Genomic DNA, 24,188 nt, shown 5'->3' with positions numbered 1-24,188 from the left:
TCGTGAAACTTTAGGATTAATTCAGAACAGTATGAGTCAGCTCAATAGGTTTTGATTTGGGTCATGCTTTAAAAACTGAATGGGTTTGCCCTCTGAGGCAAATCCAACGTATATTTGCAATGCATGATTCACCACCTTGAAAAGAGTGCGCCCCAAGGGCAAAAGAGGCATTGAGTGGAACCCTAAGCCTCAAACAAAAAGGATGAAATACCATGGATATGTTGAAAAATCCCATCACCAGCGAAAATTACTTCAGCACACACGACGGTGTTGAGCTTTTCTACCGTCATTGGCCTGCCATTGGGGTGCGGCGGGGCGCAATAGTTATGTTTCACCGCGGCCATGAACATTCCGGTCGCATGGCGCATCTGGTTGAAGAACTTGCTCTAGACGATTTCGATATCTTTGCCTGGGATGCTCGTGGCCATGGTCATTCGCCGGGTGAACGTGGTTTTTCCCCGAGTTACGGTACCTCAGTACGTGATGTGCAAACCTTCATTGACCATATCCAGGCGACCCATGGCATTGATCAGGGAGATATGGTCATACTGGCGCAGAGCGTGGGAGCGGTACTGGTTTCCACCTGGGCGCACGATTATGCACCGCAAGTACGGGCGTTGGTATTGGCTTCACCCGCTTTCAAGGTGAAACTCTATGTGCCCTTTGCACGGCCGGGCCTCAAACTGCTGCAGAAAATACGCGGTAACTTTTTCGTCAACAGCTATGTCAAGTCAAAACTCCTTACGCATGACCCGGAACGTCAGGCCAGTTTCGATAATGATCCGCTGATAGCCCGGGCGATATCAGTGAACATCCTGCTTGGTCTCTACGAGGCAGCAGAGCGTATCGTTGCTGATGCTGCAGCCATCACCCTACCCACACAACTGCTGATCTCGGGTTCAGACTGGGTGGTTGAGCAGCAGCCACAGATCGATTTTTTCAATAAGCTCGGCTCCTCTGTCAAGGAAATGCATCTACTTGAAGGTTTCTACCATGACACGCTGGGCGAGGCGGACCGTGACCAGGCTGTGGCGCTGATTCGTCAGTTCATACAGCGTCAGTTCGATGAGCCTGCACCTGTGGTAGACCTGACACAGGCTGACCGCCAGGGTTATACCTTTGAAGAGTCCCAGCAACTCTCTGCACCGTTACCCAAAGGGAGTTTTAAGAACTGGTGGTGGAAGCGTTACCGCCAAGGACTGCATTGGTCAGGCATGGTTTCAGACGGTATCGCTCTGGGCTATCGCACTGGGTTCGACTCGGGTAGTTCGCTTGATTATGTATATCGAAACCAGCCTGGTGGGATTGGCTTTATTGGCCGCCTGGTGGATAAGAACTATCTGAATGCCATTGGCTGGCGTGGCATTCGCCAGCGCAAGGTGAACATGGAAGCGCTGTTGCGTCAGGTCAGAGCTAAGCTGCGCGAGGAAGGCAAGCCGGTTAAAGTGCTCGATATCGCCGCTGGCCATGGCCGCTATGTACTTGATGCGCTAACCCATGAGACCGATACATCCGACAGCGTGTTGTTACGGGACTATTCAGATATCAACGTGCGTGATGGCGGACGGCTGATCGAAGAACGAGGCTTGTCAAACTGGATTCGCTTTGAGAAAGGTGATGCCTTTAACACCGAGTCTGTTGCCAATGCACAGCCGGGAACCACACTAGGCATCGTCTCAGGCCTGTATGAGTTGTTCCCGGATAACGATATGGTGCGGGCTTCCCTGGCAGGCATGGCACAAGCCATCGAAGAGGGTGGTTATCTTATCTACACAGGTCAGCCCTGGCATCCACAACTGGAGATGATTGCGCGGGCTCTCACCAGTCATCGTGATGGTGATGCCTGGGTTATGCGTCGCCGTACTCAAGCAGAAATGGATCAGTTAGTACGTCAGGCCGGTTTTGTAAAAATTGAACAGCGTATTGACGAGTGGGGCATCTTTACCGTATCGATTGCACGACGCAAGCTAGTATGAATACGGTTGCTACGCCTGTTCGCGAGTCGATTCGGCTGAAACACAGTCTCGCCTGGCTGGTTCTGCTGGCGCCGCTGTTTTTTCTGAGCTACGGCTGGAGCAATCAATGGGCTGCCAGTCGTGGGGTGACTGAGAGTATTGTCTTTGCCTGGGAATGGGTGATCCCTTTTCTTCCCTGGACTATCTTGCCCTATTGGTCCATCGACCTTATGTATGGCTTCTCTTTTCTGGTTTGTCGCAGTCCGCGAGAGGTAAATCACCACGGCTTGCGGCTATTAACGGCACAGTTGATTTCTGTGAGCTGTTTTATCCTTTTCCCGCTACGTTTCTCCGGTGAGAAACCTGAAACGACCGGCATGTTCGGTACGCTTTTCGATCTCCTGGCTGGTTTCGATCTACCCTACAATCAGGCCCCTTCACTGCATATCAGCCTGCTGGTCATCATCTGGTGGACGCTGGTGAGGCGGGCTAGTCCTGGGAGGCGATGGGTTTGGCATAGCTGGGCTGTGTTGGTGGCTGTCTCAGTGCTTACCACCTGGCAGCACCACTTCATTGATGTGCCGACTGGCTTGCTTGTCGGGTTTATCTGCCTGTGGTTGTGGCCTGATAGGGGTGACTCGCCACTCCTTATCCGCAAGGGTGCGCACCGCAGCCATCCGCAGCTTGCTCTCAGCTATCTGCTTGGTGCAGTCATTTGTACCTTGATCGCCATGCTGGGTGGATGGGCACTGCTGGCCATGTGGCCTGCCGCTGCGCTGACTCTGGTTGCTATCAATTACGCCTGGGCCGGTGCGGCAGGCTTCCAGAAGCAGGATGGGCAGCAAGCTGTTGCTGTACGCTGGCTACTGGCTCCCTATCGGCTGGGGGCTTGGATCAATAGTCGTCTCTGGACACGCCAGCAGCCGGCAGCCAATCAAATCACCGATAAAGTCTGGCTGGGTCGCATGCCAACGGCGTCTGAACTGAGTCGAGGTGGTTTTGATGCCCTCGTGGATTTGACCGCCGAGTTCGACTCACCACGCACGGCTACCCAGCGCTACAGTGTTCCGATGCTCGATCTGACTGTGCCTGATGTAAACACGCTCAAACAGGCGGCAGATACACTGGAAACAGCTCACCAAAACGGAGCTCGTATCCTCGTCTGTTGTGCTCTGGGTTACTCTCGCAGTGCCTTAACTGTAGCAGCTTGGTTGTTACTCAGCGGTCGGGCCGATAGCGTCAACAACACGATAAGGATGATTAAAGCAGGTCGTCCACAGGTCGTCTTTAAGGAAACACATCGTCAGGTATTGAAGGCACTTATATTGATGGCACCTAACCATGACCCCGCCTGAACAAGAGCTCAGTGCCCTGGCAGCTACAGCCGCCGTTACCGCAAGCCTGCTCAATATCGGCTCTTATATAGCCCAGATCAGTGTTGCCTTATTGATGCTGGGGCTGCTGCTATGGCTACTAGGGCACTCGGTGAGTCATCCTCTGCTATTGGCAGCAATGGTTATGGCACTCCTGCAGGTTTACTTTGCTTTGCGGGTAAGGTTCGATGCCAATATCTTCCGCACCTGGGCCAATCGCTGGCACGGAGGTGCCGATCCCAAGGCGGACCTGAACGCCTTTGATAAGCAGGTGGGTCGACGTGTAGCTGCAACAGATATCGAAACAGACCTGAGCAACCGGCGCGCTGGCGCCCTACGACTGTTGCGTCTACAGATAATCTGCATGGTGATGCAGCTGCTGATGACGGCTGTCGCTGTCTGGTTTTAAGGCATCATGTAAAAATGCAACTAACTCGTCGCCATGCTGAGCAATGCTAGGGGACAGGTCATGGCCACCTGGAACGACACGTAACACGGCGTTGTTTGTTTTGCTTGCCAGTGTATAAGCGTCCTCCAAAGGGATGATGGTATCCCTGTCGCCATGCACCAGTAGAACCGGGCAATGAATACGGGTCAGGGTGTCAACAGGGGCGATTGAATCAAACCGATAACCTATAACCCGTTGTACATAGCGCAGCACGTACCAGCCGAGTGGATAAAAAGGAATGCCTTTTTCCACTAACCAGCGCTTCATCATATCGGCGGGATGGGCAAAGCTGGATAAACTCACCACGGCTGTGATGTCGTTACGGCGTGAGGCAGCCAGTAGCGTTGCCGCTGCACCCACCGAATGACCGATCAACGCAATCGGGCATTTCCCTTGGGTGTTGTTTAACCAGGCTATCGCCGCGTCAATATCCTCTGCGAAACGTGGCATCGAAGAGAAGGTATCTTCGTCGCTATTGCCATGGTTTCGCACGTCAAACAACAGTACATTCCAACCAGCCGCCACTAGCATCGGCACTAAGGGCAGTAACGCTTGCCGGTTTGCACCCCAGCCATGCGTTAATATCACCTGGCCTTGTGCCGCTTCACCAGTTAGCCACCAGCCTTCCAGCATACGTCCTCGCTCCGTGGCGAAGCGAACTGTTTGGCAATTAAGATGAACCAGATCGGGTAACTCGGTGACGGGTTCACGCGAGGGGCTAAGTTCCTGGCGCAGACGCTGGTGAAATCGATGTCGTAACGCCATAACAACGAATACTGCCAGGCATACAAACCCTGCGACATATAACCAGATATTCATTCAGTCAGTGGTTCCACAATAATGATGATGAGTGCTATTGTAAAAGTTCATTGAGTACATAGCACTATGGAAGAATGAGAGTTACTGATGGCGTCCAGAAAAATTTCGCAAAAAGGTGCTTCCCGTTTAGGTGCACCCTACTTACGCAGTATACGTAGCAACTCCGAACCCATGACCGGTAACCGCTTCCCGTTTAACATCCCGGCGTTCCGGCATGGCATTAATCTTGACCTACCCACACCCGTTACATTCTTCGTCGGTGAGAATGGCAGTGGAAAATCCACCCTTCTTGAGGCTCTCGCCGAAATCTGTGGTTTCAATCCAGAAGGCGGGAACCGAGACCACTATCGGGAAGCGAGAGAAGACCGCTCAGAGCTGGCACAGGCTCTGCGGCTCTCGTGGATGCCTAAAATGACGGAAGGGTTTTTTATGCGTGCGGAAAGCTTTTACAATTTCGCAAGCTACCTCGACAGTGTCTCCAATTTTATGGCTTACGGCGGCAAATCACTGCATCAGCAATCTCATGGCGAGTCCTTCCTGGCATTATTTCAGCATCGCTTTGAACACGGACTATACATTCTTGATGAACCAGAGGCCGCCCTGTCACCTCAAAGACAACTGGCGTTCTTAAGAATCATTCATGAGCTTGAAGTCCCGCGTCACGCACAATTTCTGATTGCCACCCACTCACCAATTCTTCTGGCCTATCCCGGTGCCACTCTGTATCAGTTCGAGGAAGAGGGTATTCGGGAAGTAGACTACCACGAAACAGATCACTACCTGATCACTAAAGAATTTTTGAATGGACCCGAGCGAATCCTCGGGTATTTGTTTGCTGACGAGGATGATAATTAACCAAGTATTCACACGTCTGCTTTCCCTGTCATGTCTAGCGCACTGGGTCATACCGAATCCTTATTCGTGCTGCCTATCGCCCCGAACCCGTAAAAAACTGGTGAAGCGGGGCAGACCATTATTGGTGTAGCCGTGGTATTTATAGGTAATTGTACTGCCGATAGGCGGGGGATTGGCGCGTTCGGCATCAGTGAATCCACTGCCGACAGAAAACTCAATGCCTTGTTGATTTCGCACTCGTAGAGCGCCTAGCATGCCGGTGTATTTGCCTTGGCCGGGCAAATGCGCAATCACCTCGGCTTCGGCGTCAAAATAAGGCTTTAGCTTCAATAACGCATCACTTCTGCCGGACCGATGGTGTGCGCTGGCTAAATGCAGCATCAAGCCTTCCGCGCCGCTTTCAACAAGAGCCTGCAGATGTTCACTTAACGCCTGATTGGAATCAAAACGCAGCTGTTGTATGGCTTTGATATGCGCTGCATTTATCTGTTCTATTAAGTCGGTATAGTTTTTGTAACGTTGCTCAAAGGGAAGCTGGGCATCAGGCATATCAAAAACCATATAACTGACCTGGCGCCATCGGTCATCGTTGGCTGTTTGGGTGCGTACGATGCTACTTAGGGTTTCGAAATCCTGACGTTGTGTCCATAACTCACCATCCAGCCAAACCGCGGGTAAGGGCGCGGTGAACCAATTAGGCGCTGGTATCGGGTTGCCTTGCCGGGTCAGCAGTTGTTCGCCCGTCCAGATAGCCCTTACACCATCATATTTTTCACTGACTAAATAGTCGCTGATGGTGACGGTACTATCCTGGTTATAAACCTCTGCCAGTTGTACCTGTGCTGAAGATTTCACAGAGAACAGGGCACAAGCGCCAACACACAGAACAATAAAATAAACGCGAGGTAGTTTTGAGAATTTCGAGAGGTTTGACATCATAGCATCCTTGCTTGTCAGTAAGTTGAAGCGCTCCTGCGCTAGCTGTACGAATAGATTACAGTACTGGGAATTATGCATCAACGGAACAGCTGCACATTTATCTAAAAGCTGGAGGGTATTCACATGGACAGCAGTACTTTGATGAAGTTTGATCCAGTAATCAGAGTTGCTGACTATGCCGCAGAGAGCCTCGAAACAATTAACAGAATGAAGCAGGCGCTGTCGATGCTGTGGATTTTGATTTCAAAATGTCTAATCTGACAGGCTCGTTAGCTATCATAATCTACATGTGCGTTTTATTGTACATGTTAGGGTTTGAGGCTATACTTGTCCGGTAAAATGTACATGTGGAGGTTCTATGAGAATTGTGTCTTTTACTGAAGCAAGAAATAGTCTGAAAGCGGTGCTAGACTCTGTCGTTAATGACGCAGATACAGCGGTGATTACCCGCCGTGATTCGGAAGATGCTGTTGTTATGTCGCTAGATTACTACAATAGTCTGATGGAAACAGTGCACCTGCTGCGCTCACCAGCAAATGCTGAGCATTTGAATCGCTCAATTGCACAATTTAAAGCTGGTAAAGTAACGAGTAGAGATTTGATAGATGAGTAGTCGTCTACTGTCATGGACTGACGAATCCTGGACGGATTACCTGTATTGGCAAACCCAGGACAAAAAAACGCTTAAACGAATAAATAAGCTGTTAAACGACGTTAGACGCTCACCTTTTGAAGGTATTGGTAAACCTGAACCATTAAAGGAAAACTTGGCTGGTTTTTGGTCGCGGCGTATAGATGATACGAATCGATTCGTCTATGCAGTGGATGATACTGCGATTACGATCATTTCGTGTCGTTATCACTATTAGATTCGTTGCGCTCTCAGGACAACTAATCGGGTAACCGGGAATACCCCTCACACGCCGATGATTGTGCAGAGGGCTACCGGTTTAAAGTAACCTCTTTTCGTGATTCCCTGCTTATATAGTTGCATTGCTAACTACATGTGGCTACACTGTGGCTATGTTTGAATATTGCCTCTACTTCAATACAACTGCGCTGGCTCGACAACTTGAGAAAGAGTGGGCTGATGCCTTTGCGCCTTTTGGGTTAACACCGCCCCAAGCATTTATGCTTCGGACGGTGTTGGATAGGCCCGGTTTGCTCCAGCGTGAAATTGCTGAATCCATGGCCATATCACGACCTACAGCAACACGCGCACTTGATGGTCTTGCGGCGAAGGGCTTTATTCAGCGCATAAGTTCCGAACAGGATGGTCGAGAGCAAACCGTTCAGCCGACAGCGGCGGCGGTCGAAATTCATGCGGCGCTCAATGAAGCTAGTGGGGTCGTGACGACAAGAATTAAGCACACCATCGGAGAAGAAGTTTTTGCTGATACGGTGAACAAGGTTCGTGGTGTGCGCTCCGCCTTAAAGTGAGTGTTTTTATATCTATATAGTTGCAAAGCTAACTAAAGGAAATCAACTATGCCCATTCTCAACGTCAAAGTAAGTGCAAAAAAATCTCCGGAAATGACAAAGTCCATTTCCGGCCTCTTAATGGATCTCACAACCCGGATCCTCAAGAAAAAGCCGGAGGTAACGTCAATCGCAATCGACTACGTTGATCCAGAAGACTGGATCATTGGTGGAACATCTCTAGCAGAGCTTGGTAAACAAAGTGTCTACTTTGATATCAAAATCACAGATGAGACAAACACCAAAGCTGAGAAGGTCGAGTATATCCATGCCGCATTTGACGGGTTTAGCAAATTGCTCGGAGATCTGCATGAAGTGAGCTATGTTTACGTTCAAGACGTACGGGCTACCGCATACGGCTACGCAGGCAAGACTCAAGAGTACCGATACCATTTTTAAAAATCGGTACTGCTGATGTGAACCTGAGGGCTACCGGTTTAAAGTAACCCTCAGCCTGTGGATCTTATCTGGCAAGTAATTCATTGCGCACAATTTGTGCCCCTGCTGCCAAGGCGCTGAGCTTGCCTGTTGCAACCTGACGGGATAAAGGTGCCATACCGCAGTTAGTGCAAGGATACAGCTTGTCGGCATCGACAAATTGCAGGGCCTTTCTCAGCGTATCCGCGACTTCCTCGGGTGTCTCGATGGTGTCGGTTGCCACATCGATGGCGCCGACCATCACTTTTTTACCCCGGATCAACTCCAGTAGTTCCATGGGTACATGTGAGTTGTGACATTCGAGCGAGATAATATCGATATTGGATTTTTGCAGTTTCGGGAACGCTTCTTCGTATTGCCGCCACTCCGAGCCCAGGGTTTTTTTCCAATCGGTATTGGCTTTGATGCCATAGCCATAGCAGATATGGACGGCCGTTTCGCATTTCAGCCCTTCGATGGCTCTTTCCAGACAGGCAATGCCCCAGGCATTCACATCATCAAAAAACACGTTAAAGGCAGGCTCATCAAATTGAATGATATCCACACCCGCTGCCTCTAGCTCTTTCGCTTCCTGATTCAGTATTTTGGCAAATTCCCAGGCGAGTTTTTCACGGCTTTTATAGTGGTCATCATACAGCGTGTCGATCATTGTCATCGGGCCTGGCAACGCCCATTTTATCGGTTGCGTGGTTTGCTGACGTAAAAACCTGGCATCTTCAACAAAAACGGGTTTTTGTCGGGAAACAGGGCCCACTACGGTTGGCACACTGGCATCATAACGGTTACGAATTCGGACCGTTTTACGCTTCTCAAAATCAACTCCACTCAGGTGTTCAATAAAGGTTGTCACAAAGTGTTGGCGCGTTTGTTCACCGTCACTGACAATATCGATACCTGCCTGTTGTTGTTCCTGCAATGACAGACGTAGCGCATCCTGTTTGCCGTGAATGAGTTCCTCACCCTGCAATTTCCAGGGTGACCAGAGTGTCTCAGGTTGTGCCAGCCAGGAGGGTTTAGGTAAGCTGCCTGCTGTTGATGTCGGTAATAGTGTTTTCATCATAAATACTTTTATCTGAGTGATTAATTAAGCGTAGTTAGCTGACCATTGATCCAGAACGGCACGATAGGGTTTGATAAAGTGCTCTTCAGCAAACTTCCCCTGTGCGATGGCTAAGGTGCTGCGCTCTTCCCGGTCATACACTATGTGTGTGATTGAGTGATCCGGGTTTTTCAAATTCGGTCGATAGCATTTTCCGGCGACAGCGTTGGCATTATAAATTTCTGGCCGGTAAATCTTTTGAAAGGTTTCCATGGTGCTGATGGTGCTAATCAGCTCAAGGTTAGTGTAATCGTTCAGCAAATCACCAAAGAAATAGAAGGCCAAAGGCGCGACACTGTTGGGTGGCATAAAATAGCGAACGTCCAGTCCCATTTTTTTGAAATACAGCTCGGTCAGCGATGATTCGTTTGGCTGGTATTCCACGCCTAATACCGGATGCTGGTTCTCCGTGCGGTGATAGGTCTTGTTATCCGAAACGCTCAAACAAATCACTGGTGGCTTTTTGAAATGCTGCTGATAGGCTTTTGAGCTGACGAAGTACTTGAAAAGCTTGCCATGCAGATCGCCAAAATTCTCCGGGATGCTGAATTGGGCTTGTTGCTTATTATGATCAAGTAGCAATACGCTAAAATCATAATCCCGCACATAGGAAGAGAAGTTGTTACCAACAATCCCTTCAATGCGTTCATTGGTGGCATGATCCACAATGTTGGTTTTCAACACTTCAATCGAGGGAAAGCTGTCACCCTGGCCTTCGATTTCCATATCAACGGAAATGATTTCCAGCTCGACAGAGTAGCGATCGCTGTTGGGGTTATCCCAATGCGCTAACGCATTAAAACGATTGTCAATCATCTTCAGAGCATGGTGCAAATTCTGCTGGCGACACTCACCCCTTGCCAGGTTGGCAAAGTTGGTGGTGATACGGGTACTGTCCGACGGCTGATAGTGCTCATCGAAACGAATACGCTTAATACTAAAAGTGAAATCTTGATTCATCGTTGTCTGGTATCCCTTTTACTCATTTGCTGAGACAAACCCTGAATGTGCTGTTTGTTGTTGCTGGGTTCGCCAATAGCTCTCCGGTCTGTCGTCTGTGCTTGAAGGCTGTGTGTACTTTATACGTTCAAATCAACATGAATGAAAACGATGATATTTCACTTCTCCATGAGAGTTATTAATTTATCCCTCCTAAAGGCCTCTTAATGGACCTCACAACCCGCATCCTCTTTAAAAGTCGGTACTGCTGATGCGAACCTGAGGGCTCCACCGCGCCAGCCATTGCGCTCCCAGGTTACAACCTGATCCATTTTGGTTACGCCAACGTTCAAATGGCATGAGTCAGTTCAATAGGTTTTCAGTTGGGTGGAGATAAACAGTGAACATCATCAATCCAGAAAAGCTTCTACGCAGCAAATGGACAGCCGTTACGCCGCATAATAAAGAGAAACACTTCATGGTCACGGAATTGGTTCGGGACGAGCAGGAGCGGGTGGTGGCGTGTTTGCTAGAGGCGGTGCTGACCCGGCAAGTGTACAGTTTTCCCTGGCAGACACTAAAGAATGAGGCAGAATGGCGAATGGGTTGGAAGTAATTTTCTACTGCCTCAATAGCTCTACAGAGTGGCTAATAGCGCTGTTTTAACACTCACAACAAAGCTTGCAGCAATCTACTTTGCCTGTTTTAATCCATTATAGACAATCTGGATATACGGCGACTGTAATATGACACAGGCCGTGCGGTAGCCTGCTTGGTGCTCAGCGAGTTAGCTGTGTTTTTTGGATGCTGCCCGTTTACACAACCGCAATAGGCTTTCTCTGTGCGATAAGACTGCATAATATCGGGATAGTGGCCTTGATGACCTGTTTGCCTACCGGTATCGAGGCTGTACATGTGTGGGAAGATAGATCAGCTCTGGGTTTTGCCAATTAAAGTGCAGGGTTAGTCGTATTGGTATAGTGGTCTTTGGGGCTATGATATAAATGTTAAATCTCAACTGGGGATTATGATGGGTCGCAGATATCGCAGAAATAATAATCTCGGATCGGTGGTAACCGATGTCGTTCGCGTTGCCTCCCGTCTTCCTTGGTGGGGGGCGCTACTTGTTGGCCTTTTTGCGTACTTTCTAATTTATATTGGATTAGGTGGCTATCTTGAAGGTCAACTTGCCGCGCAAGAGGGTAGTCAGTTCTATCCTATTCTGGAGGCACGATATGGCCGACTTATCCGGTTAACGGCTTGGGTTGGAAATGCCTGCCTGATAGTGGGAGCATTTTTCGCTATCCGCAACCATTTCTTTGGGGCAAATGCTCAACGCACAGAAAAAGGTATTGCCGGGATAGTCGCAAAAATCTTGGGGCGGAGAATTGACTAAAAGATTTAACAATTGCGTCAAATGCGACGCTCGTACCTCGCGCGCTTTACGCGGGCGTTAGAGAATACGATATGACTAACCTCAGGCTGCTAAATAAATATGAAGAGATAACTTTTGATAAGCTGAAAAGCTCTATCGAAAGTAATGCGCATGTTTTCGCAAAGGTTAGGCTTGCTGATGTTTTTCCAATATCCGGCAGTGGAATTGCTGCGGAAGAGTATAGCTATTGTCTTAAAGCACATTTTGATTTTGTTGTCACGGATGATAATTACATGCCGCTTTTTAGTGTAGAGTATGACGGTAAACAACACACTACAGATGCTAAACAAATTAGGAATGATCGGTTAAAAGAATCTTTATGTGAAAAATTTAATCATCCCATTCTGTGTATAAATTCCAACTACATCAATAGAAAATACAAAGGAATTGACCTCTTAACATATTTTATTGATGTCTGGTTTTTGGAAAAAGCCTTCTACGAAGCACAGAAGAATGGAATCGTCCCGTATGATGAGCCTTTTGATCTATGCTCATTTTTTGATGATGGAAAAGGTAATAGATGGCCTTATTGGATTTCATCCAATATACAGGTAGAAATACAGAATCTATATAAATCCAAAAAGATAAGTCAGCCATCTCCGTCAAACTGGGTGGGAGTTGACAAAAATGATAGCTATCGTTGTATTTGCTGGGTTGAAGTTGATAATGAAAACGTTATCTATGTGAAAACTGGAATGCGTCGGCAACTATATACTGCTGTATATATTGGTGATTTAATCAGCATGCTTGCTATATTTGATTTAGACAAAAAATTAAATGATTACTTCTTGGGTAATATCCAGGCGGTATCCTTCAATGAGTTCAGAATTATTATTGACGACTTTTGCTCAAAATTAAGTCCAAGTTGTTCAACTACTTGTGGTAGCTTTAGCTACCCAGTTTTCTAACAAAAGTAAGCACTTAACCCCAAAAGCTACGCTTTTATCGTCAAGTGTTAAGCTAAAACTCAAAAAAGGAGTAAATCCATGAGTAATACAACAGAATTTCAGATAGGTGAAATTGTTAAACTTAAATCTGGCGGGCCAGACATGACTATCAAAAGTAAAAACAATGCTTCTGGTACTTCATACATATGTCAGTGGTTTGCGGGTAAAAAGCTTGAACAAGGTATATTCGCTACTGAATCATTAGAATATGTGAAAAAGGATGAATCGTAATGACTCCAGATGCCGTCTCTGCATGGATGCTTTCGGCTCTTGAAAAAGATGGCTGTATTTATCAAGACGATGTGGTTGATTATCTAGTTAAGGGAGATCATGAGAATCTCCTAAGAGAAAACAGTGATGGGAATCTGGTGTTAAATCGTAACGTCCTTACTGCTTTTAGGAAACTCACTGAAACAAACGTTGTGTGGGTGAAGCCTGATCGTTATTGGAGGTTTAGAGTTGCAGAGGATGAGCCAGGCCGAGATGCAAGAGGTTAATCCTAACAAAGTAGTGTTGTTCGCCGCTGACGCGGCTGGGACCTCCTCTACGCTTGCGCTGCGTTCCGGCCCCAACCATGGCGTTAGAGCTAAGGAGTGCAGATGGCCGATCTTAGGGCGCAATTGATTAATTACTTGGGTTGTGGCCACGAAATTACGCGGTATGGAAATAAGGTAATTCGTGACACGTTGAATTTTGAATGTGATAGCGTGCGAGTAAAAATTGTTCAGCGCGAAGATGTGATCACCAACCCACACTCGATACCTTTTGGGCAACTGATTGTGACGTCCAGTGCAATCATCTCAAACGTCCGAAAAGAAGATGTGACGTCGATGCTTGATATCCTTGATCGGATTTGTTGGCTTTTGTCTTTCGCTGGACTCTCGATGGTGGGGCGTGTTGGTTATGAATACCCAGATGGATCTGGGCTTGGAAGCAGTCATGCTGCTATTGGAGAGGCAAATTTCTTCAGACCAACCATAGACATTGCTGATGGAAAGGACGTGGTAGGTTTTATTAATGATTGCTACGAGAAATATAAACTCTTAGAGAGTTGTAGAAATTTGAGGGTAGTAATACATTATTTAGTCGAAGCCGAACGACGAAGGCAGCCGCTAGAACTTAAGCTCATCATAGCTTTTACAATTTTGGAAAGTCTCAAAGATACATTTGCTAGGACTGAAGGCATTCCATATGTTAATGGGTTCTTTAGAAAGGTTCCGAAACCGACAAAGGGCCGAGATAGTTTCAGCTTTGGAGAACTGCTGTCCATGATGTTTACAAGGTCAGGAATGAAAACAGAGCTAAAGCAGGTGACCGCATTACGGAATGAGATCATTCACTCAGGAATCTCGAGAAAGTCCTATTCATGGAAAAGCGAAATGTATGACTATATTCATGATTTGATTCGAGAGTATCTGTTGAGGCTCTTGGGTTATCGCGGAAACTATCTGACGTATAGTTCAGGAAGCAATGAGCGGAGAAGGCTCTAACAAGTCGCATCACGTCGCCGTCGCCGTCGTTGGCGGCCACTGCGTGGCCGCCCGTGTGCTTTGGCGTTAGAGCTATAGCTGACCAAGTCCACGAGGAGTCGTTTTGGATAAATTTCCAGCCGAAGTAATTGAAAAGCTGAAAAACTATGTTTATCGGCTTATCGACCCGCGCAATGGCGAGACATTTTATGTTGGTCGGGGTATTGGAAACCGTCTGTATTCCCATATTCGTGACGAACTGGGAAATGTAGTGGCATAGTTAATTTGGCCATCTAATTAGAGGTGCTATCATGCACCAAGAGATAATTAGGTGACAATATGACCAGAAGACCAAACCGAAATTTCAGCCCTGAATTCAGACTCGAAGCAGCACAGCTGGTAGTCGACCAAAATTACTCTATTCGAGATGCGGCTGAAGCCATGAATGTCGGACATTCGACCATGGATAAATGGGTTCGCCAGCTACGAAAAGAGCGTGGTGGTGAAAGTCCAAAAGCAACACCAATGACACCAGATCAACTTAGAATACGCGAGCTTGAGAAACGTATCCGCGAAGTTGAAATGGAAAAAGATATATTAAAAAAGGCTACCGCTCTCTTGATGTCGGACTCTCTGAACAATTCTCGATAATCGAGAAACTCAAGACGAGCTACCCGGTAACGAAGCTGTGTGAGGTGTTTGGCGTGCACCGCAGCAGCTTCAGGTACTGGAAACAACGTTCAAAAAAGCCTGTATGTGCGAAAAAGACCGTAGAACAGGCAGTCGTTAGGGAGCTCTTTCGCGCGAGCGAGGGCTCTGCGGGTGCACGAAGCATTGCGGAAATGGCTACCAATCAGAACGTGCCATTGAGCCGCTATCGAGCCGGACGCTTGATGGAAAAGCTTGGACTTATCAGTTGCCAGGTACCTGGTCACACATATAAGAAAACAGGTGATGAACATGTTCAGATACCGAATCATTTAGACCGCCAGTTTAACGTTGATGCGCCAAACTGCATCTGGTGTGGCGATGTCACGTACATCTGGACTGGCAATCGCTGGGCTTATTTAGCGGTTGTCATTGATTTATTTGCACGTAAGCCAGTGGGCTGGGCGATGTCGCTATCGCCAGACAGTGAGCTTACCAGCAATGCACTAAAAATGGCGTATGAGAGCCGTGGTCGACCGAAAGGCGTGATGTTCCATAGTGACCAGGGTAGCCATTATACGAGTCGTAAATTCCGTCAGACGCTCTGGAAGTGTCAAATAAAGCAGAGCCTTAGCCGACGTGGTAACTGCTGGGATAATGCACCAATGGAGCGTTTTTTTAGAAGCTTGAAGGTTGAATGGGTGCCTACCTACGGCTACCACTCACTCGTTCAGGCGCAGCATCACGTAGTGAAGTATTTAATCGGGTATTATAGTCAGCTTCGACCACACCGGCATAACAATGGAATGAGTCCGAATCAGGCAGAGGAACAGTACTGGATTAACTATAAACCGGTGGCCAGTTTTACTTGACCACTACATGGCGCTGTGCTGATTGATACACCGGGTATGCGCGAACTGCAGCTGACCGAGTGTGACGATGGTATTCGTCGTACCTTTTCTGATATTGACGCGCTGGCTACAGAGTGCCGCTTTAGTGATTGCCAGCACAAAGCGGAACCGGGTTGTGCGGTGCGGCAGGCAATTGATGAAGGTTCACTTGATGCACGACGGTTAACTAACTTTCAGAAACTTAATGCTGAACAGGCTAGAAACACGGCCTCGCTGCAGGAGCGACGTGCGGGGGAAAGACAGTTTAGCAAGATGGTGAAGTCAGTGGTGTCTACCAAGGCGAGGAGGAAATAGAGTAACTCTGATAAAGCCGCCCACAAGCGGCTTTATCAATGTAGGTTACCACCCGAGTAGTGGACACCTCCTCGCTACGGTCACAAGGAGAGTGTCTACACCAACATCGGCCACTAATCCTTACATTCCATAGCGAAACGCTTTGCCAGCATTCAGCATATCCTGATGCACCGGCTTAAGTGCACGCGCATAGGCGGCCAGTAATTGAATTGTGTATTCACTCCTTGATTGCATGGCTTCCTCAAGGCACGGCTGATTGGCATCAAATAATTTATCGACCTCGCGGAAAACCAGGTGATCTGGCAGAAAGCATACATGGTTGTTTTTGCTGCCGGTTAGACGCAGCTCGCTGATGGGGTAGATGCCGTTGATACTCGCTGACACACTCACCGCCAAGGCCGGTTTATGCGCCAGTTCCGCATCTGTAGTCAGCATAAGAAAGTTTTTTAATGCTGGGGTCGCCATGCCATGCCACTCCACACACCTTCATTCCAGAGTGGCAAGTTGAGTTCATGCAGATCGTAGACTTGAACCTGATCAAAATGGGTTTCGGCTAGGTGGTGTAGATATTGTGCCACCAACAGACTTTTCGACTGGGCACGTTGGCTGCCAGAAATAACGATAAGCTTCATACTCATTCCTTATTTGCTTTCAAAACAGGGGGAGACGTTAAGCGGCCTGTGTAAGAGGACGCCAACAGAATAGAAATCAAGATGGATAGGGCGCCAGCCAGTTGTAGCCAGGTAAGTGACTGATCCAGAATGAAGTAACCCAACATGACGGCTGACACGCTGCTCAAAAGTCCGAGAAATGACACCGTGATGGTTGGCAATTTCTCAATACCACGGAACCAAAGTGAGTAGGAGATAATGGCTCCCAATATGGCCAAATAGCCGTAGCCCAGGTAGTTCTTCAGGTTCAGATCTTGTGGGAAGCCTTCCATCCACAGCGAGACGGGAAGCAGCATTAATCCGCCCAATAGCAGTTGCCACCCGGTGAAATTTAGTAATGTCATTGCTGGTGGCCGTCCCCAGTGCTTGGTCAGAACAACACCCGACGCCATGCTTACGGCACCACATAAGCCAACAAAAATGCCTTTGGCATCTAAATCTGCCTGATGATTGAGAACCAGTAAGGCAATACCCGTTATCCCTAATAGGCATGCGATTACATGTTTGTAATTAAAATCACTTTTCAGCAGAACATAGCTCAATACCATCACCAGTACTGGCTGCGTCGACATGATTAATGCGGCCATGCCGCCTGGCAGGTAAGTAGCCGCATAGAACAGACAGTAGAAAAAGAAACCAATATTAAGAAACCCCAATGCGGCTAGCTTTCCCCACCATTTGCCGTTGGGCAGGTGTTGAGAAAGTAATACCAGGATGAGACCTGCAGGCAGTGATCTGAGCATGGATGCAATCAAAGGGCTGTTCGCTGGGAGCAGCTCAGTGGTCACTATGTAGGTGCTGCCCCAAACGATGGGGGCAAGGGCAGTAAGCACTAGGGTTGTGAGTGACTGTATGGGTTTCATTACTATCCTGTCCTGGTTTATTGCTCTTCAAAAAGTATCTCTATCAAAAGATACTTTTTGAAGAGTAATGGAAAAAATCCTTATGATCAAGTATCTTTTTAGTAAGATACTTTTGGGGGTGATGCTATGCAGGATTCAGTTGATCATATTTTGCGACAGTGGCGTGATGCCAGACCTGATCTGGATTGTTCAGCGATGGGCGTTGTCGGCAGGTTAGGGCGAGTGAGCTCAATCTGGCGCAAACAAATCGATACAGCTTTTGATCAGCATGAATTGAGTGGTATTGAATTTGATATTTTGGCCACCTTACGCCGCAGCCAAGTGCCTTTGACGCCCACGGAGTTGTATCAAACCTTGATGCTGTCTTCCGGTGCGATGAGTACCCGAATTGAAAAACTGGTTCAACGTGGATTTATTGAGCGTATAGCCAGTGAAGATGATCGACGTAGCTGTAAAGTCATGCTTACGGAACCCGGTCAACAAAAACTGGACGCGGCTCTGCAGGATCATCTTGATAATATGGAGGTGATGCTTGAAGCCCTGAATAAGGATGAAAGGCTGCAATTAGCCAATCTGCTGAAAAAAGTATTGCTTCACAGTCGTTAACGCAAGCTCTTGGGAGAAGGGCTAACAAAATTGGGTTATATACTTATTGTAATAATCAACAACAAGTTTGCATCTTGTATGAGACAGCAGCTATCAATGTAACTATTGTTTCATTGATAGCTGCTCCAGCCATTGCATAAATACCCGTATTTTTCGGCTCAACGTCTTGCGGTTGGGATATAATAGGGAGATCGGCATAGGTGGCGGATTGTGCTCCGGTAATATCTGCAGTAAATCCGCTCTTTCTAATTGTGTTTTGACGCCGGCAAGTGGTACCTGAATAATGCCTAACCCAGCCAGGCAAGCAGCGGTATAGGCCTCAGAGTTGTTGACCGTAATTTGGGTTTGCATCACAATGCTGAGTTCCTTTCCTTCATGAAGATAGTCAAATGTTGCCTTATTACCGCTAAGTTGTTGGCTGTAATTAACCAACCGATGCTGCGATAATTCAGCCAGGGTTTGTGGTATACCAAAACGTTTTATATAAGCAGCGCTGACGCAGTTTACCTGCTGCATAACACCTAAAGAACGGGCCACTAAACTGCTGTCTGCTAATGTACCAACACGAATTACAGCGTCAAAACCCTCCGCGACTAAATCCACTTTCTGGTCTGTGCTGCTGAGTTGTAAATGCAATTCAGGGTGCAGGCTGAGAAAATTTTCCAATTGCGGCAGCACCAAATCTTTAGCAATCCCAATAGGCATATCTACACGTAATGTACCGCGTAACTGCTGATCCTGTGGCTGAAACATCATTTGCAACTCGTCAAAATCGGCTAGTATTTCTACACACCGGTGAAAATAACTCTGGCCATCTTGAGTCAGTTCGACTTTGCGCGTAGTGCGGTGTAAAAGCCGGTTGCCGAGAGATTTTTCTAACTGTTGCACTGCATCTGACACCGTAGCTTTTGGTAATCCCAACTGCTCTGCGCAACGACTAAAGCTACCTAGTTCAGCCACCCGTTGAAAAACTAGCATCTGTGCAATGCGGTCCATTTTGGTCACCTTTATACGAAATATCGTTACAGTGTATCTAAATTTCGAATATTTATTCTGCTAATTGCAAATAATAAACTGCTCAGCGTACTAACTAACGCGGAGATATTACCAATGAACACCACTATTGCATTGATCACTGGTGGCAGTCGGGGCATAGGTCGTAGCACAGCCTTAGCACTTGCCGAAGCAGGACACGACGTTATTATCACCTACTTCAGTAAAGCTGATGAAGCTGGAGCCGTCGTTGCTCAAATTCATGAAATGGGTCGTAAGGCTGTAGCATTACAGCTTGATAGTAGTAACGTTGCAGGCTTCGGTGATTTCAAATTACGGCTTAACGAACAGTTAGAGCAGTTATGGCAGTGTACACAGTTCGACTTTCTGGTTAATAACGCTGGTTTCGGCGCTTATACCAGTATTGCAGATACGACGGAGCAACAATTTGATGCTATGTTTAATGTGCATCTAAAAGGTGTATTTTTTCTGACCCAAATGTTGCTGCCATTAGTGAAAGACGGTGGCTGCATTTTGAATATATCAAGTGGACTAACCCGCTTTGCACTATCAGGCTACGCTGCTTATGCCATTATGAAAGGAGGCGTTGAGGTATTCAGCCGTTATTTGGCTCTTGAACTGGGATCAAGAGGTGTTCGAGTAAATGTGTTGGCTCCTGGTGCCGTTGAAACAGACTTTGGCGGAGGTGCAGTAAGGGATAATCCACAATTAAATCAAATGATAGCCGAGCAAACTGCACTGGGTCGTGTTGGCCTGCCAGATGATATTGGCGGTGCTGTAGTGACATTGTTATCAGAACAAAGCCGCTGGATTAATGGTCAGCGTGTTGAAGCCTCTGGAGGGGCTCTTCTATAGAAAACTAGGTTGTTTGTCTCTTTGATCCCAAAAAAAAGCCCCTCCGAAGAGGGGCAAACAAAGTGCATACAACTCAGGAAGAGTTGAGAGATGGGATGCGATAGGTCGAATCCGGTAGGATCCAACGTTTTCGCGTCCTGAAGCTCAGGACAATTCAAAGATAGTCTATTTTTGTGCGCTGCACAATAGGGAAAACACGTATTGTTAGATTTTTTGATTCTAACGAAAGTTATTTTTTGTGCGTCGCAGCATAAATTGTCAACCCGGTTGACGGAAGGGGTGGGCTTTGTAGGTGCCCATCACTCTGACTTCATTGGCGAAGAAGTTCAGCTCTTGCAGTGCATGCTGCATAGCCAGCTGGTGCGGGTGTCCTTCCACATCCAGATGAAAGCTGGAGACCTGCATAGTGTCTGACGTCATGTAGCTTTCCAGCTTGACCATGTTGACATTATTGGTGGCAAAACCGCCTAGCGCCTTGTAAAGCGCGGCAGGAATGTTGCGTACGCGAAACATTAAGGTGGTGATGTAGAGCTTGCCGTCTTCAAAGGCGGGCATGCGGCTTTCGCGTGCCAGAATCATGAAACGGGTGGTATTGCCGCTGATGTCCTGGAAGTTGTCGTTGAGTATTTCCAGATCATAGAGTTGCGCGGCCAGGCTGGAAGCGATGGCGGCATGGCCGGGTTGACGCGAGTCGGACAGTGCATGGGCTGACCCAGCGGTGTCGAGTGCCGCGATAGGGGAAAGTCCCAGTTTTTTAATATTACCATCACACTGAGCCAGGGCCTGGGGGTGGGATGATACGGTGCGCAGGTCTTCCAGTTTGGTGCCGGGCAGGGCCAATAGGCAGTGGTTAACCGGTTCGAAATGCTCGTCAATAATGTGCAGTTGCGTTTTCGGCATCAGCCGATAAATCTCTTCAACCCGCCCGGCAGTTGAATTTTCCAGCGGAATCATCGCTAACCGTGCGTCGCCACGTTCCACCATAAACATGGCTTCGACAAAGGTTTCGCAAGCGTGTGCCCGAAGTTCCGGGTGAACGCGGCAGCAAGCCAGATGAGAATAAGCACCTTCGTGCCCCTGGTAAGCAATCACATCATTGGTCTGAGTCATGAGGGTCCGTCTGTGTCAGTTAACTCGATTTTAGGCTAAATATTATCGCATAGTCTTTCAGTAATCACGATCAGCCTTTGAACTCATCCGCGACAGCGCCTATCATGGCGTTTTTAAGTGCGTTACAGAGGGTTAGAGATTGTCTCAGACAGAATTTGTACCGGGGCAGCGCTGGATCAGCAACACGGAAGCGGATCTTGGGTTGGGTATTGTCGTTGAGTGTTCCAATCGACGGGTTGAAATCAGTTTTCCAGCAGCGGCTGAAGTGCGTACTTACGCCACAGACAATGCGCCCTTATCCCGGGTGTGTTTTGAAGCTGATGAGCAGATTTGCAGTGATGAAGATGTGCTGGTTACTGTGCGTGAACGCATGGAGCACAACGGCTGTTACCTGTACATGGGGGTGGACAGTGATGGCAATGAGGTGATTTTACCGGAGCTGCACCTCAACAGTGCAGTGCATTTCAGTAAACCTCAGGAACGCCTGTTTGTCGGACAGATTGATCGTCATGGTCTGTATAAGTTACGGGTTGAAACGCGTGATCATCAGTACCGACTGGCGACATCGCCAGCCTATGGGTTGATTGGCACGCGTGTTCAGCTGTTGCCGCATCAGTTATATATTGCCGCTGAACTGGCTTCGCGCACCGCGCCACGCGCCTTGTTGGCCGATGAGGTGGGGCTGGGCAAGACTATTGAGGCGGGGATGATTCTGCATCAGCGCCTGATCAGCGAGCGCGCTAAGCGGATTTTGATTCTGTTACCGGATTCGTTATTGCACCAGTGGCTGGTGGAGATGCGGCGCCGTTTTAATCTCACCTTTTCATTGCTGGATGCCGAGCGTTGTGAAGCGCTGGAAGAATCCGGCCATGACAATCCTTTCGAAACGGCACAACTGGTTATCTCACCGGTCTCTTTGCTGGCACGCAGTGAAACCCGCTTGCAGCAGGCTGAACAGGCGGGTTGGGATATTCTGGTGGTGGACGAGGCTCACCATCTGGGCTGGAGCCGTGAAGTGATCAGTCATGCCTATCAGTGTGTAGAGAGGGTGGCTCGACGCAGTGACGGCTTGTTGCTGCTGACAGCGACGCCGGAACAGTTGGGAGCGGAAGGGCATTTTGCCCGGCTGCGACTGCTGGACCCGGAGCGCTATCCCGATCTGGATCAGTTTCTGGATGAAGAGCAGCAGTATTTTCACCTGAATCATCTGATCGGCTCGTTACTCGAAGGCGGAGCGGCCTTCCTGAAGCAGGACAAGCACACGCAGGGTGAGCTGGCTGAACGTCTGGGTGAAACGGCGATTACGCAATGGCTGGCGTTACCGGCTAAAGAGCAGGACACGGCAATCGCCTCGCTGATTAACCAGTTGGTCGATCGTCAGGGCACTGGGCGGGTGTTGTTCCGTAATACCCGTCGCACTGTAGCCGGGTTCCCGGCACGGCATTTTCACAGCTACCCGCTGATGGCACCGAATTTATATCAACCTGACGCGGATGCGCTGGAACCTCTGCTGCATCCGGAGCGGCAGTTGGGTGAAAACTGGGTTAGTGAAGATCCGCGGGTGGCCTGGTTGCAGGAATGGCTTAAGCAGCAGCGCAAGGAAAAAGTGCTGGTGATCTGTGCGCATGCTGACACCGCGATTGCCCTGGATGAATACCTGAGTTTGCGCATCGGTGTACGTTCAACGGTGTTCCATGAGGGTATGAGCCTGATCAACCGCGATCGTAGTGCCGCGTATTTTGCTGATGAAGAACTCGGCGCGCAAGTGCTGATCAGTTCTGAAATCGGTAGTGAAGGGCGTAACTTCCAGTTTTGCCATCATCTGGTGCTGTTTGATCTGCCGCTGAGTCCGGACCTACTGGAGCAGCGTATTGGTCGTCTGGACCGTATCGGCCAGACTGAGGCGGTGCAGATTCACCTGCCATACTATCGCCACAGCCCAACCGAGGTGTTGATGCAATGGTATCATCAGGGGCTGAATGCCTTTGAACGGGTGTGCGCCACAGGCGATGCCCTCTACCATAGTTTTGCGCAGCCGTTGCGTGATGTGATGCAGCGCATAGAAGATCAGGGCGCCTTGGATACCTTGCTTGAAGATACCCGTGAAGCGCGTGAAGAGCTGGAGCTGACCCTGTCTGAAGGGCGAGATCGTTTGCTGGAAATGAGCAGCTTTAATGCCGAGCGTGCCGAGCTATTGCTTGAGGCAATGCAGGACGAAGACGATGTCAGCCGCATTCAGACTTATGCTGAGCGGCTGTTTGATCGCTTTGGCATCACTTTACAGCCCCACGGCCGTCATGGTCTGGTGTTGCATCAGGGTGAGCATATGCTGTGCCACTTGTCAGAGCTGCCGGAAGATGGCATGACACTGACATTCAGCCGTGATGAAGCCCTGTTACGTGAAGATATTGAGTTCATGAGCTGGGAACACCCGCTGATGCTAGAGCTGATGGATCTGCTGACCCGCAATGAAACCGGCAATAACGCCATTTGTATGCTGAAACTACCCGCACTGCCAGCAGGCACACTGCTGGTTGAAACGGTATACGAGTTGAATCTGGCCGTACCTAAAGCGCTGCAATTGGCGCGTTACCTGCCGGGTGGCTATCTGCGCTTGCTGATTGATCCGGAAGGGCGGGATCTGAGTGATGTGCTGGCACACCAGCCACTCAATCAGTTAGCCAAACCGCTGAAGTTGTCTACTTCGCAGAATATGGTACGGATGGTGCGCGATAACATCACCAGTCAGTTGAAGCAGGCGCAACAGCAGGCTGATGCACGTCTACCGGGTCTGCGTGATACAGCGCTCGGTGCACTGACCAAGGCGCGGAATGAAGCCTATCAGCGGCTAGAGGCTCTGGCGAAGGTGAATCCAGCCATCGATCAGGCCGAACTGGACAGGCATCAGGCTGATACCCGGTTAATGCAGGATGCACTACAAAGTGCCCAGCTGCGACTGGATGCGCTGCGGGTCATCGTAGTATCTGAGTAGACAGATTTGATCGAGTAGGTGAGGGGCAG

29 protein-coding genes are annotated in these 24,188 nt (G+C 48.6%); 20 read left to right on the top strand and 9 right to left on the bottom strand.

What is annotated here, in order from left to right:
- Positions 1-212 precede the first annotated feature (212 nt).
- The 3 genes from F5I99_RS11880 to F5I99_RS11870 are packed head-to-tail and all read left to right on the top strand — an operon-like array spanning position 213 to position 3,737.
- On the top strand, positions 213-1,976 hold the full coding sequence (locus F5I99_RS11880) for a bifunctional alpha/beta hydrolase/class I SAM-dependent methyltransferase (protein WP_225307393.1): 1,764 nt from the start codon (positions 213-215) through the stop codon (positions 1,974-1,976).
- Entirely contained in the window at positions 1,973-3,310 is a 1,338-nt protein-coding gene (locus F5I99_RS11875; protein WP_151056266.1) for a phosphatase PAP2/dual specificity phosphatase family protein, read from the top strand. Before F5I99_RS11880 ends, F5I99_RS11875 begins: the two co-directional genes overlap by 4 nt.
- The gene (locus F5I99_RS11870) at positions 3,297-3,737 is read left to right on the top strand and encodes a hypothetical protein (protein ID WP_151056264.1); all 441 of its coding nucleotides are present in this window, start codon (positions 3,297-3,299) and stop codon (positions 3,735-3,737) included. Before F5I99_RS11875 ends, F5I99_RS11870 begins: the two co-directional genes overlap by 14 nt.
- On the opposite strand, the gene F5I99_RS11865 is transcribed toward F5I99_RS11870, so the two are convergent.
- The gene (locus F5I99_RS11865; protein WP_225307392.1) at positions 3,678-4,595 is read right to left on the bottom strand and encodes an alpha/beta hydrolase; all 918 of its coding nucleotides are present in this window, start codon (positions 4,593-4,595) and stop codon (positions 3,678-3,680) included. The genes F5I99_RS11870 and F5I99_RS11865 overlap by 60 nt on opposite strands.
- An 87-nt stretch (positions 4,596-4,682) precedes the next feature.
- Between F5I99_RS11865 and F5I99_RS11860 the strand changes: the two genes are divergently transcribed.
- Positions 4,683-5,450 carry an AAA family ATPase gene (locus tag F5I99_RS11860; protein ID WP_225307391.1) on the top strand — a complete coding sequence of 256 codons (768 nt, stop codon included), beginning with the start codon at positions 4,683-4,685 and terminating at the stop codon, positions 5,448-5,450.
- Between the two features lie 60 nt (positions 5,451-5,510).
- Here F5I99_RS11860 and F5I99_RS11855 read toward each other — a convergent pair whose 3' ends face one another.
- Positions 5,511-6,305 carry a DNA ligase gene (locus F5I99_RS11855; RefSeq protein WP_233282103.1) on the bottom strand — a complete coding sequence of 265 codons (795 nt, stop codon included), beginning with the start codon at positions 6,303-6,305 and terminating at the stop codon, positions 5,511-5,513.
- A 442-nt stretch (positions 6,306-6,747) separates the two neighbouring features.
- Here F5I99_RS11855 and F5I99_RS11850 point away from each other — a divergent pair, with 442 nt between their 5' ends.
- From F5I99_RS11850 to F5I99_RS11835, 4 genes are all read left to right on the top strand, one after another.
- On the top strand, positions 6,748-7,002 hold the full coding sequence (locus F5I99_RS11850; protein ID WP_036513780.1) for a type II toxin-antitoxin system Phd/YefM family antitoxin: 255 nt from the start codon (positions 6,748-6,750) through the stop codon (positions 7,000-7,002).
- Entirely contained in the window at positions 6,995-7,258 is a 264-nt protein-coding gene (locus tag F5I99_RS11845; RefSeq protein WP_151056262.1) for a Txe/YoeB family addiction module toxin, read from the top strand. The genes F5I99_RS11850 and F5I99_RS11845 overlap by 8 nt, the downstream gene beginning before the upstream one ends.
- A gap of 154 nt (positions 7,259-7,412) precedes the next feature.
- Positions 7,413-7,829, top strand: coding sequence for a MarR family winged helix-turn-helix transcriptional regulator (locus F5I99_RS11840; RefSeq protein WP_151059143.1), 417 nt, complete (start codon positions 7,413-7,415; stop codon positions 7,827-7,829).
- Between the two features lie 48 nt (positions 7,830-7,877).
- Positions 7,878-8,267: a tautomerase family protein gene (locus F5I99_RS11835; protein WP_151056260.1), complete on the top strand. Its 390-nt coding sequence runs from the start codon at positions 7,878-7,880 to the stop codon at positions 8,265-8,267.
- 64 nt (positions 8,268-8,331) lie between these two features.
- Here the strand turns inward: F5I99_RS11835 and F5I99_RS11830 are convergent, their stop codons facing one another.
- Both F5I99_RS11830 and F5I99_RS11825 read right to left on the bottom strand, forming a co-directional pair.
- Complete coding sequence (locus F5I99_RS11830; protein ID WP_151059141.1) at positions 8,332-9,363, bottom strand: methionine synthase; 1,032 nt, start codon at positions 9,361-9,363, stop codon at positions 8,332-8,334.
- Positions 9,364-9,390: 27 nt separating this feature from the next.
- A complete protein-coding gene (locus F5I99_RS11825) occupies positions 9,391-10,365 on the bottom strand; it encodes a DUF1852 domain-containing protein (protein WP_151056258.1) in 975 nt (324 codons plus the stop codon).
- Positions 10,366-10,744: 379 nt separating this feature from the next.
- Between F5I99_RS11825 and F5I99_RS11820 the strand changes: the two genes are divergently transcribed.
- The 9 genes from F5I99_RS11820 to F5I99_RS11785 all read left to right on the top strand — a co-directional run bounded on the left by F5I99_RS11820 (position 10,745) and on the right by F5I99_RS11785 (position 16,048).
- Positions 10,745-10,960 carry a TIGR02450 family Trp-rich protein gene (locus tag F5I99_RS11820; RefSeq protein WP_151056256.1) on the top strand — a complete coding sequence of 72 codons (216 nt, stop codon included), beginning with the start codon at positions 10,745-10,747 and terminating at the stop codon, positions 10,958-10,960.
- A gap of 411 nt (positions 10,961-11,371) precedes the next feature.
- Complete coding sequence (locus tag F5I99_RS11815) at positions 11,372-11,740, top strand: hypothetical protein (RefSeq protein WP_151056254.1); 369 nt, start codon at positions 11,372-11,374, stop codon at positions 11,738-11,740.
- 71 nt (positions 11,741-11,811) lie between these two features.
- Positions 11,812-12,687 (top strand): DUF2726 domain-containing protein, encoded by an 876-nt coding sequence (locus F5I99_RS11810; RefSeq protein ID WP_151056252.1) that lies wholly within the window; start codon positions 11,812-11,814, stop codon positions 12,685-12,687.
- 78 nt (positions 12,688-12,765) lie between these two features.
- Positions 12,766-12,957, top strand: a complete 192-nt coding sequence (locus F5I99_RS11805) for a YodC family protein (protein ID WP_151056250.1) — start codon at positions 12,766-12,768, stop codon at positions 12,955-12,957.
- Complete coding sequence (locus F5I99_RS11800) at positions 12,957-13,223, top strand: DUF6953 family protein (RefSeq protein WP_151056249.1); 267 nt, start codon at positions 12,957-12,959, stop codon at positions 13,221-13,223. The genes F5I99_RS11805 and F5I99_RS11800 overlap by 1 nt, the downstream gene beginning before the upstream one ends.
- Positions 13,224-13,325: 102 nt before the next feature.
- Positions 13,326-14,216: a hypothetical protein gene (locus tag F5I99_RS11795; RefSeq protein ID WP_151056248.1), complete on the top strand. Its 891-nt coding sequence runs from the start codon at positions 13,326-13,328 to the stop codon at positions 14,214-14,216.
- Between the two features lie 103 nt (positions 14,217-14,319).
- Positions 14,320-14,475, top strand: a complete 156-nt coding sequence (locus F5I99_RS19460) for a hypothetical protein (protein ID WP_191905842.1) — start codon at positions 14,320-14,322, stop codon at positions 14,473-14,475.
- Between the two features lie 59 nt (positions 14,476-14,534).
- Positions 14,535-15,715, top strand: a protein-coding gene (locus F5I99_RS11790) for an IS3 family transposase (protein ID WP_151053352.1) whose coding sequence is annotated in 2 segments (ribosomal slippage) — positions 14,535-14,802 and positions 14,802-15,715 — 1,182 coding nt in all. Because the reading frame shifts where the segments join, the coding sequence is not laid out codon by codon here.
- A gap of 36 nt (positions 15,716-15,751) precedes the next feature.
- On the top strand, positions 15,752-16,048 hold the full coding sequence (locus tag F5I99_RS11785) for a ribosome small subunit-dependent GTPase A (RefSeq protein ID WP_191905841.1): 297 nt from the start codon (positions 15,752-15,754) through the stop codon (positions 16,046-16,048).
- A gap of 120 nt (positions 16,049-16,168) precedes the next feature.
- Here the strand turns inward: F5I99_RS11785 and F5I99_RS11780 are convergent, their stop codons facing one another.
- Genes F5I99_RS11780 through F5I99_RS11775 form a run of 3 tightly spaced genes read right to left on the bottom strand, consistent with a single transcriptional unit; the run spans position 16,169 to position 17,582 of the window.
- Positions 16,169-16,513, bottom strand: coding sequence for an NAD(P)H-dependent oxidoreductase (locus F5I99_RS11780; protein WP_225307390.1), 345 nt, complete (start codon positions 16,511-16,513; stop codon positions 16,169-16,171).
- On the bottom strand, positions 16,495-16,680 hold the full coding sequence (locus tag F5I99_RS19655; protein WP_225307389.1) for an NADPH-dependent FMN reductase: 186 nt from the start codon (positions 16,678-16,680) through the stop codon (positions 16,495-16,497). The genes F5I99_RS11780 and F5I99_RS19655 overlap by 19 nt, the downstream gene beginning before the upstream one ends.
- Before the next feature lie 2 nt (positions 16,681-16,682).
- Positions 16,683-17,582 carry an EamA family transporter gene (locus tag F5I99_RS11775; protein ID WP_151056247.1) on the bottom strand — a complete coding sequence of 300 codons (900 nt, stop codon included), beginning with the start codon at positions 17,580-17,582 and terminating at the stop codon, positions 16,683-16,685.
- Between the two features lie 126 nt (positions 17,583-17,708).
- On the opposite strand from F5I99_RS11775, the gene F5I99_RS11770 reads away from it, so the two are divergent.
- A complete protein-coding gene (locus F5I99_RS11770) occupies positions 17,709-18,188 on the top strand; it encodes a MarR family winged helix-turn-helix transcriptional regulator (RefSeq protein ID WP_151056245.1) in 480 nt (159 codons plus the stop codon).
- Positions 18,189-18,290: 102 nt separating this feature from the next.
- On the opposite strand, the gene F5I99_RS11765 is transcribed toward F5I99_RS11770, so the two are convergent.
- Complete coding sequence (locus F5I99_RS11765) at positions 18,291-19,184, bottom strand: LysR family transcriptional regulator (RefSeq protein WP_151056243.1); 894 nt, start codon at positions 19,182-19,184, stop codon at positions 18,291-18,293.
- 114 nt (positions 19,185-19,298) lie between these two features.
- On the opposite strand from F5I99_RS11765, the gene F5I99_RS11760 reads away from it, so the two are divergent.
- The gene (locus tag F5I99_RS11760) at positions 19,299-20,057 is read left to right on the top strand and encodes an SDR family NAD(P)-dependent oxidoreductase (RefSeq protein WP_151056241.1); all 759 of its coding nucleotides are present in this window, start codon (positions 19,299-19,301) and stop codon (positions 20,055-20,057) included.
- A gap of 258 nt (positions 20,058-20,315) precedes the next feature.
- Here F5I99_RS11760 and F5I99_RS11755 read toward each other — a convergent pair whose 3' ends face one another.
- Positions 20,316-21,167, bottom strand: coding sequence for a prephenate dehydratase (locus F5I99_RS11755; protein WP_151056239.1), 852 nt, complete (start codon positions 21,165-21,167; stop codon positions 20,316-20,318).
- 139 nt (positions 21,168-21,306) lie between these two features.
- On the opposite strand from F5I99_RS11755, the gene rapA reads away from it, so the two are divergent.
- Positions 21,307-24,159, top strand: coding sequence for an RNA polymerase-associated protein RapA (gene rapA, locus F5I99_RS11750; protein ID WP_151056237.1), 2,853 nt, complete (start codon positions 21,307-21,309; stop codon positions 24,157-24,159).
- The last annotated feature ends 29 nt before the right edge of the window (positions 24,160-24,188 follow it).

Origin of the sequence: Nitrincola iocasae (assembly GCF_008727795.1) — a bacterium.
Classification (GTDB): domain Bacteria; phylum Pseudomonadota; class Gammaproteobacteria; order Pseudomonadales; family Balneatricaceae; genus Nitrincola; species Nitrincola iocasae.
The sequence above is the reverse complement of the archived record's forward strand: the minus strand, read 5'-3'. Positions and strand labels throughout refer to the sequence as shown.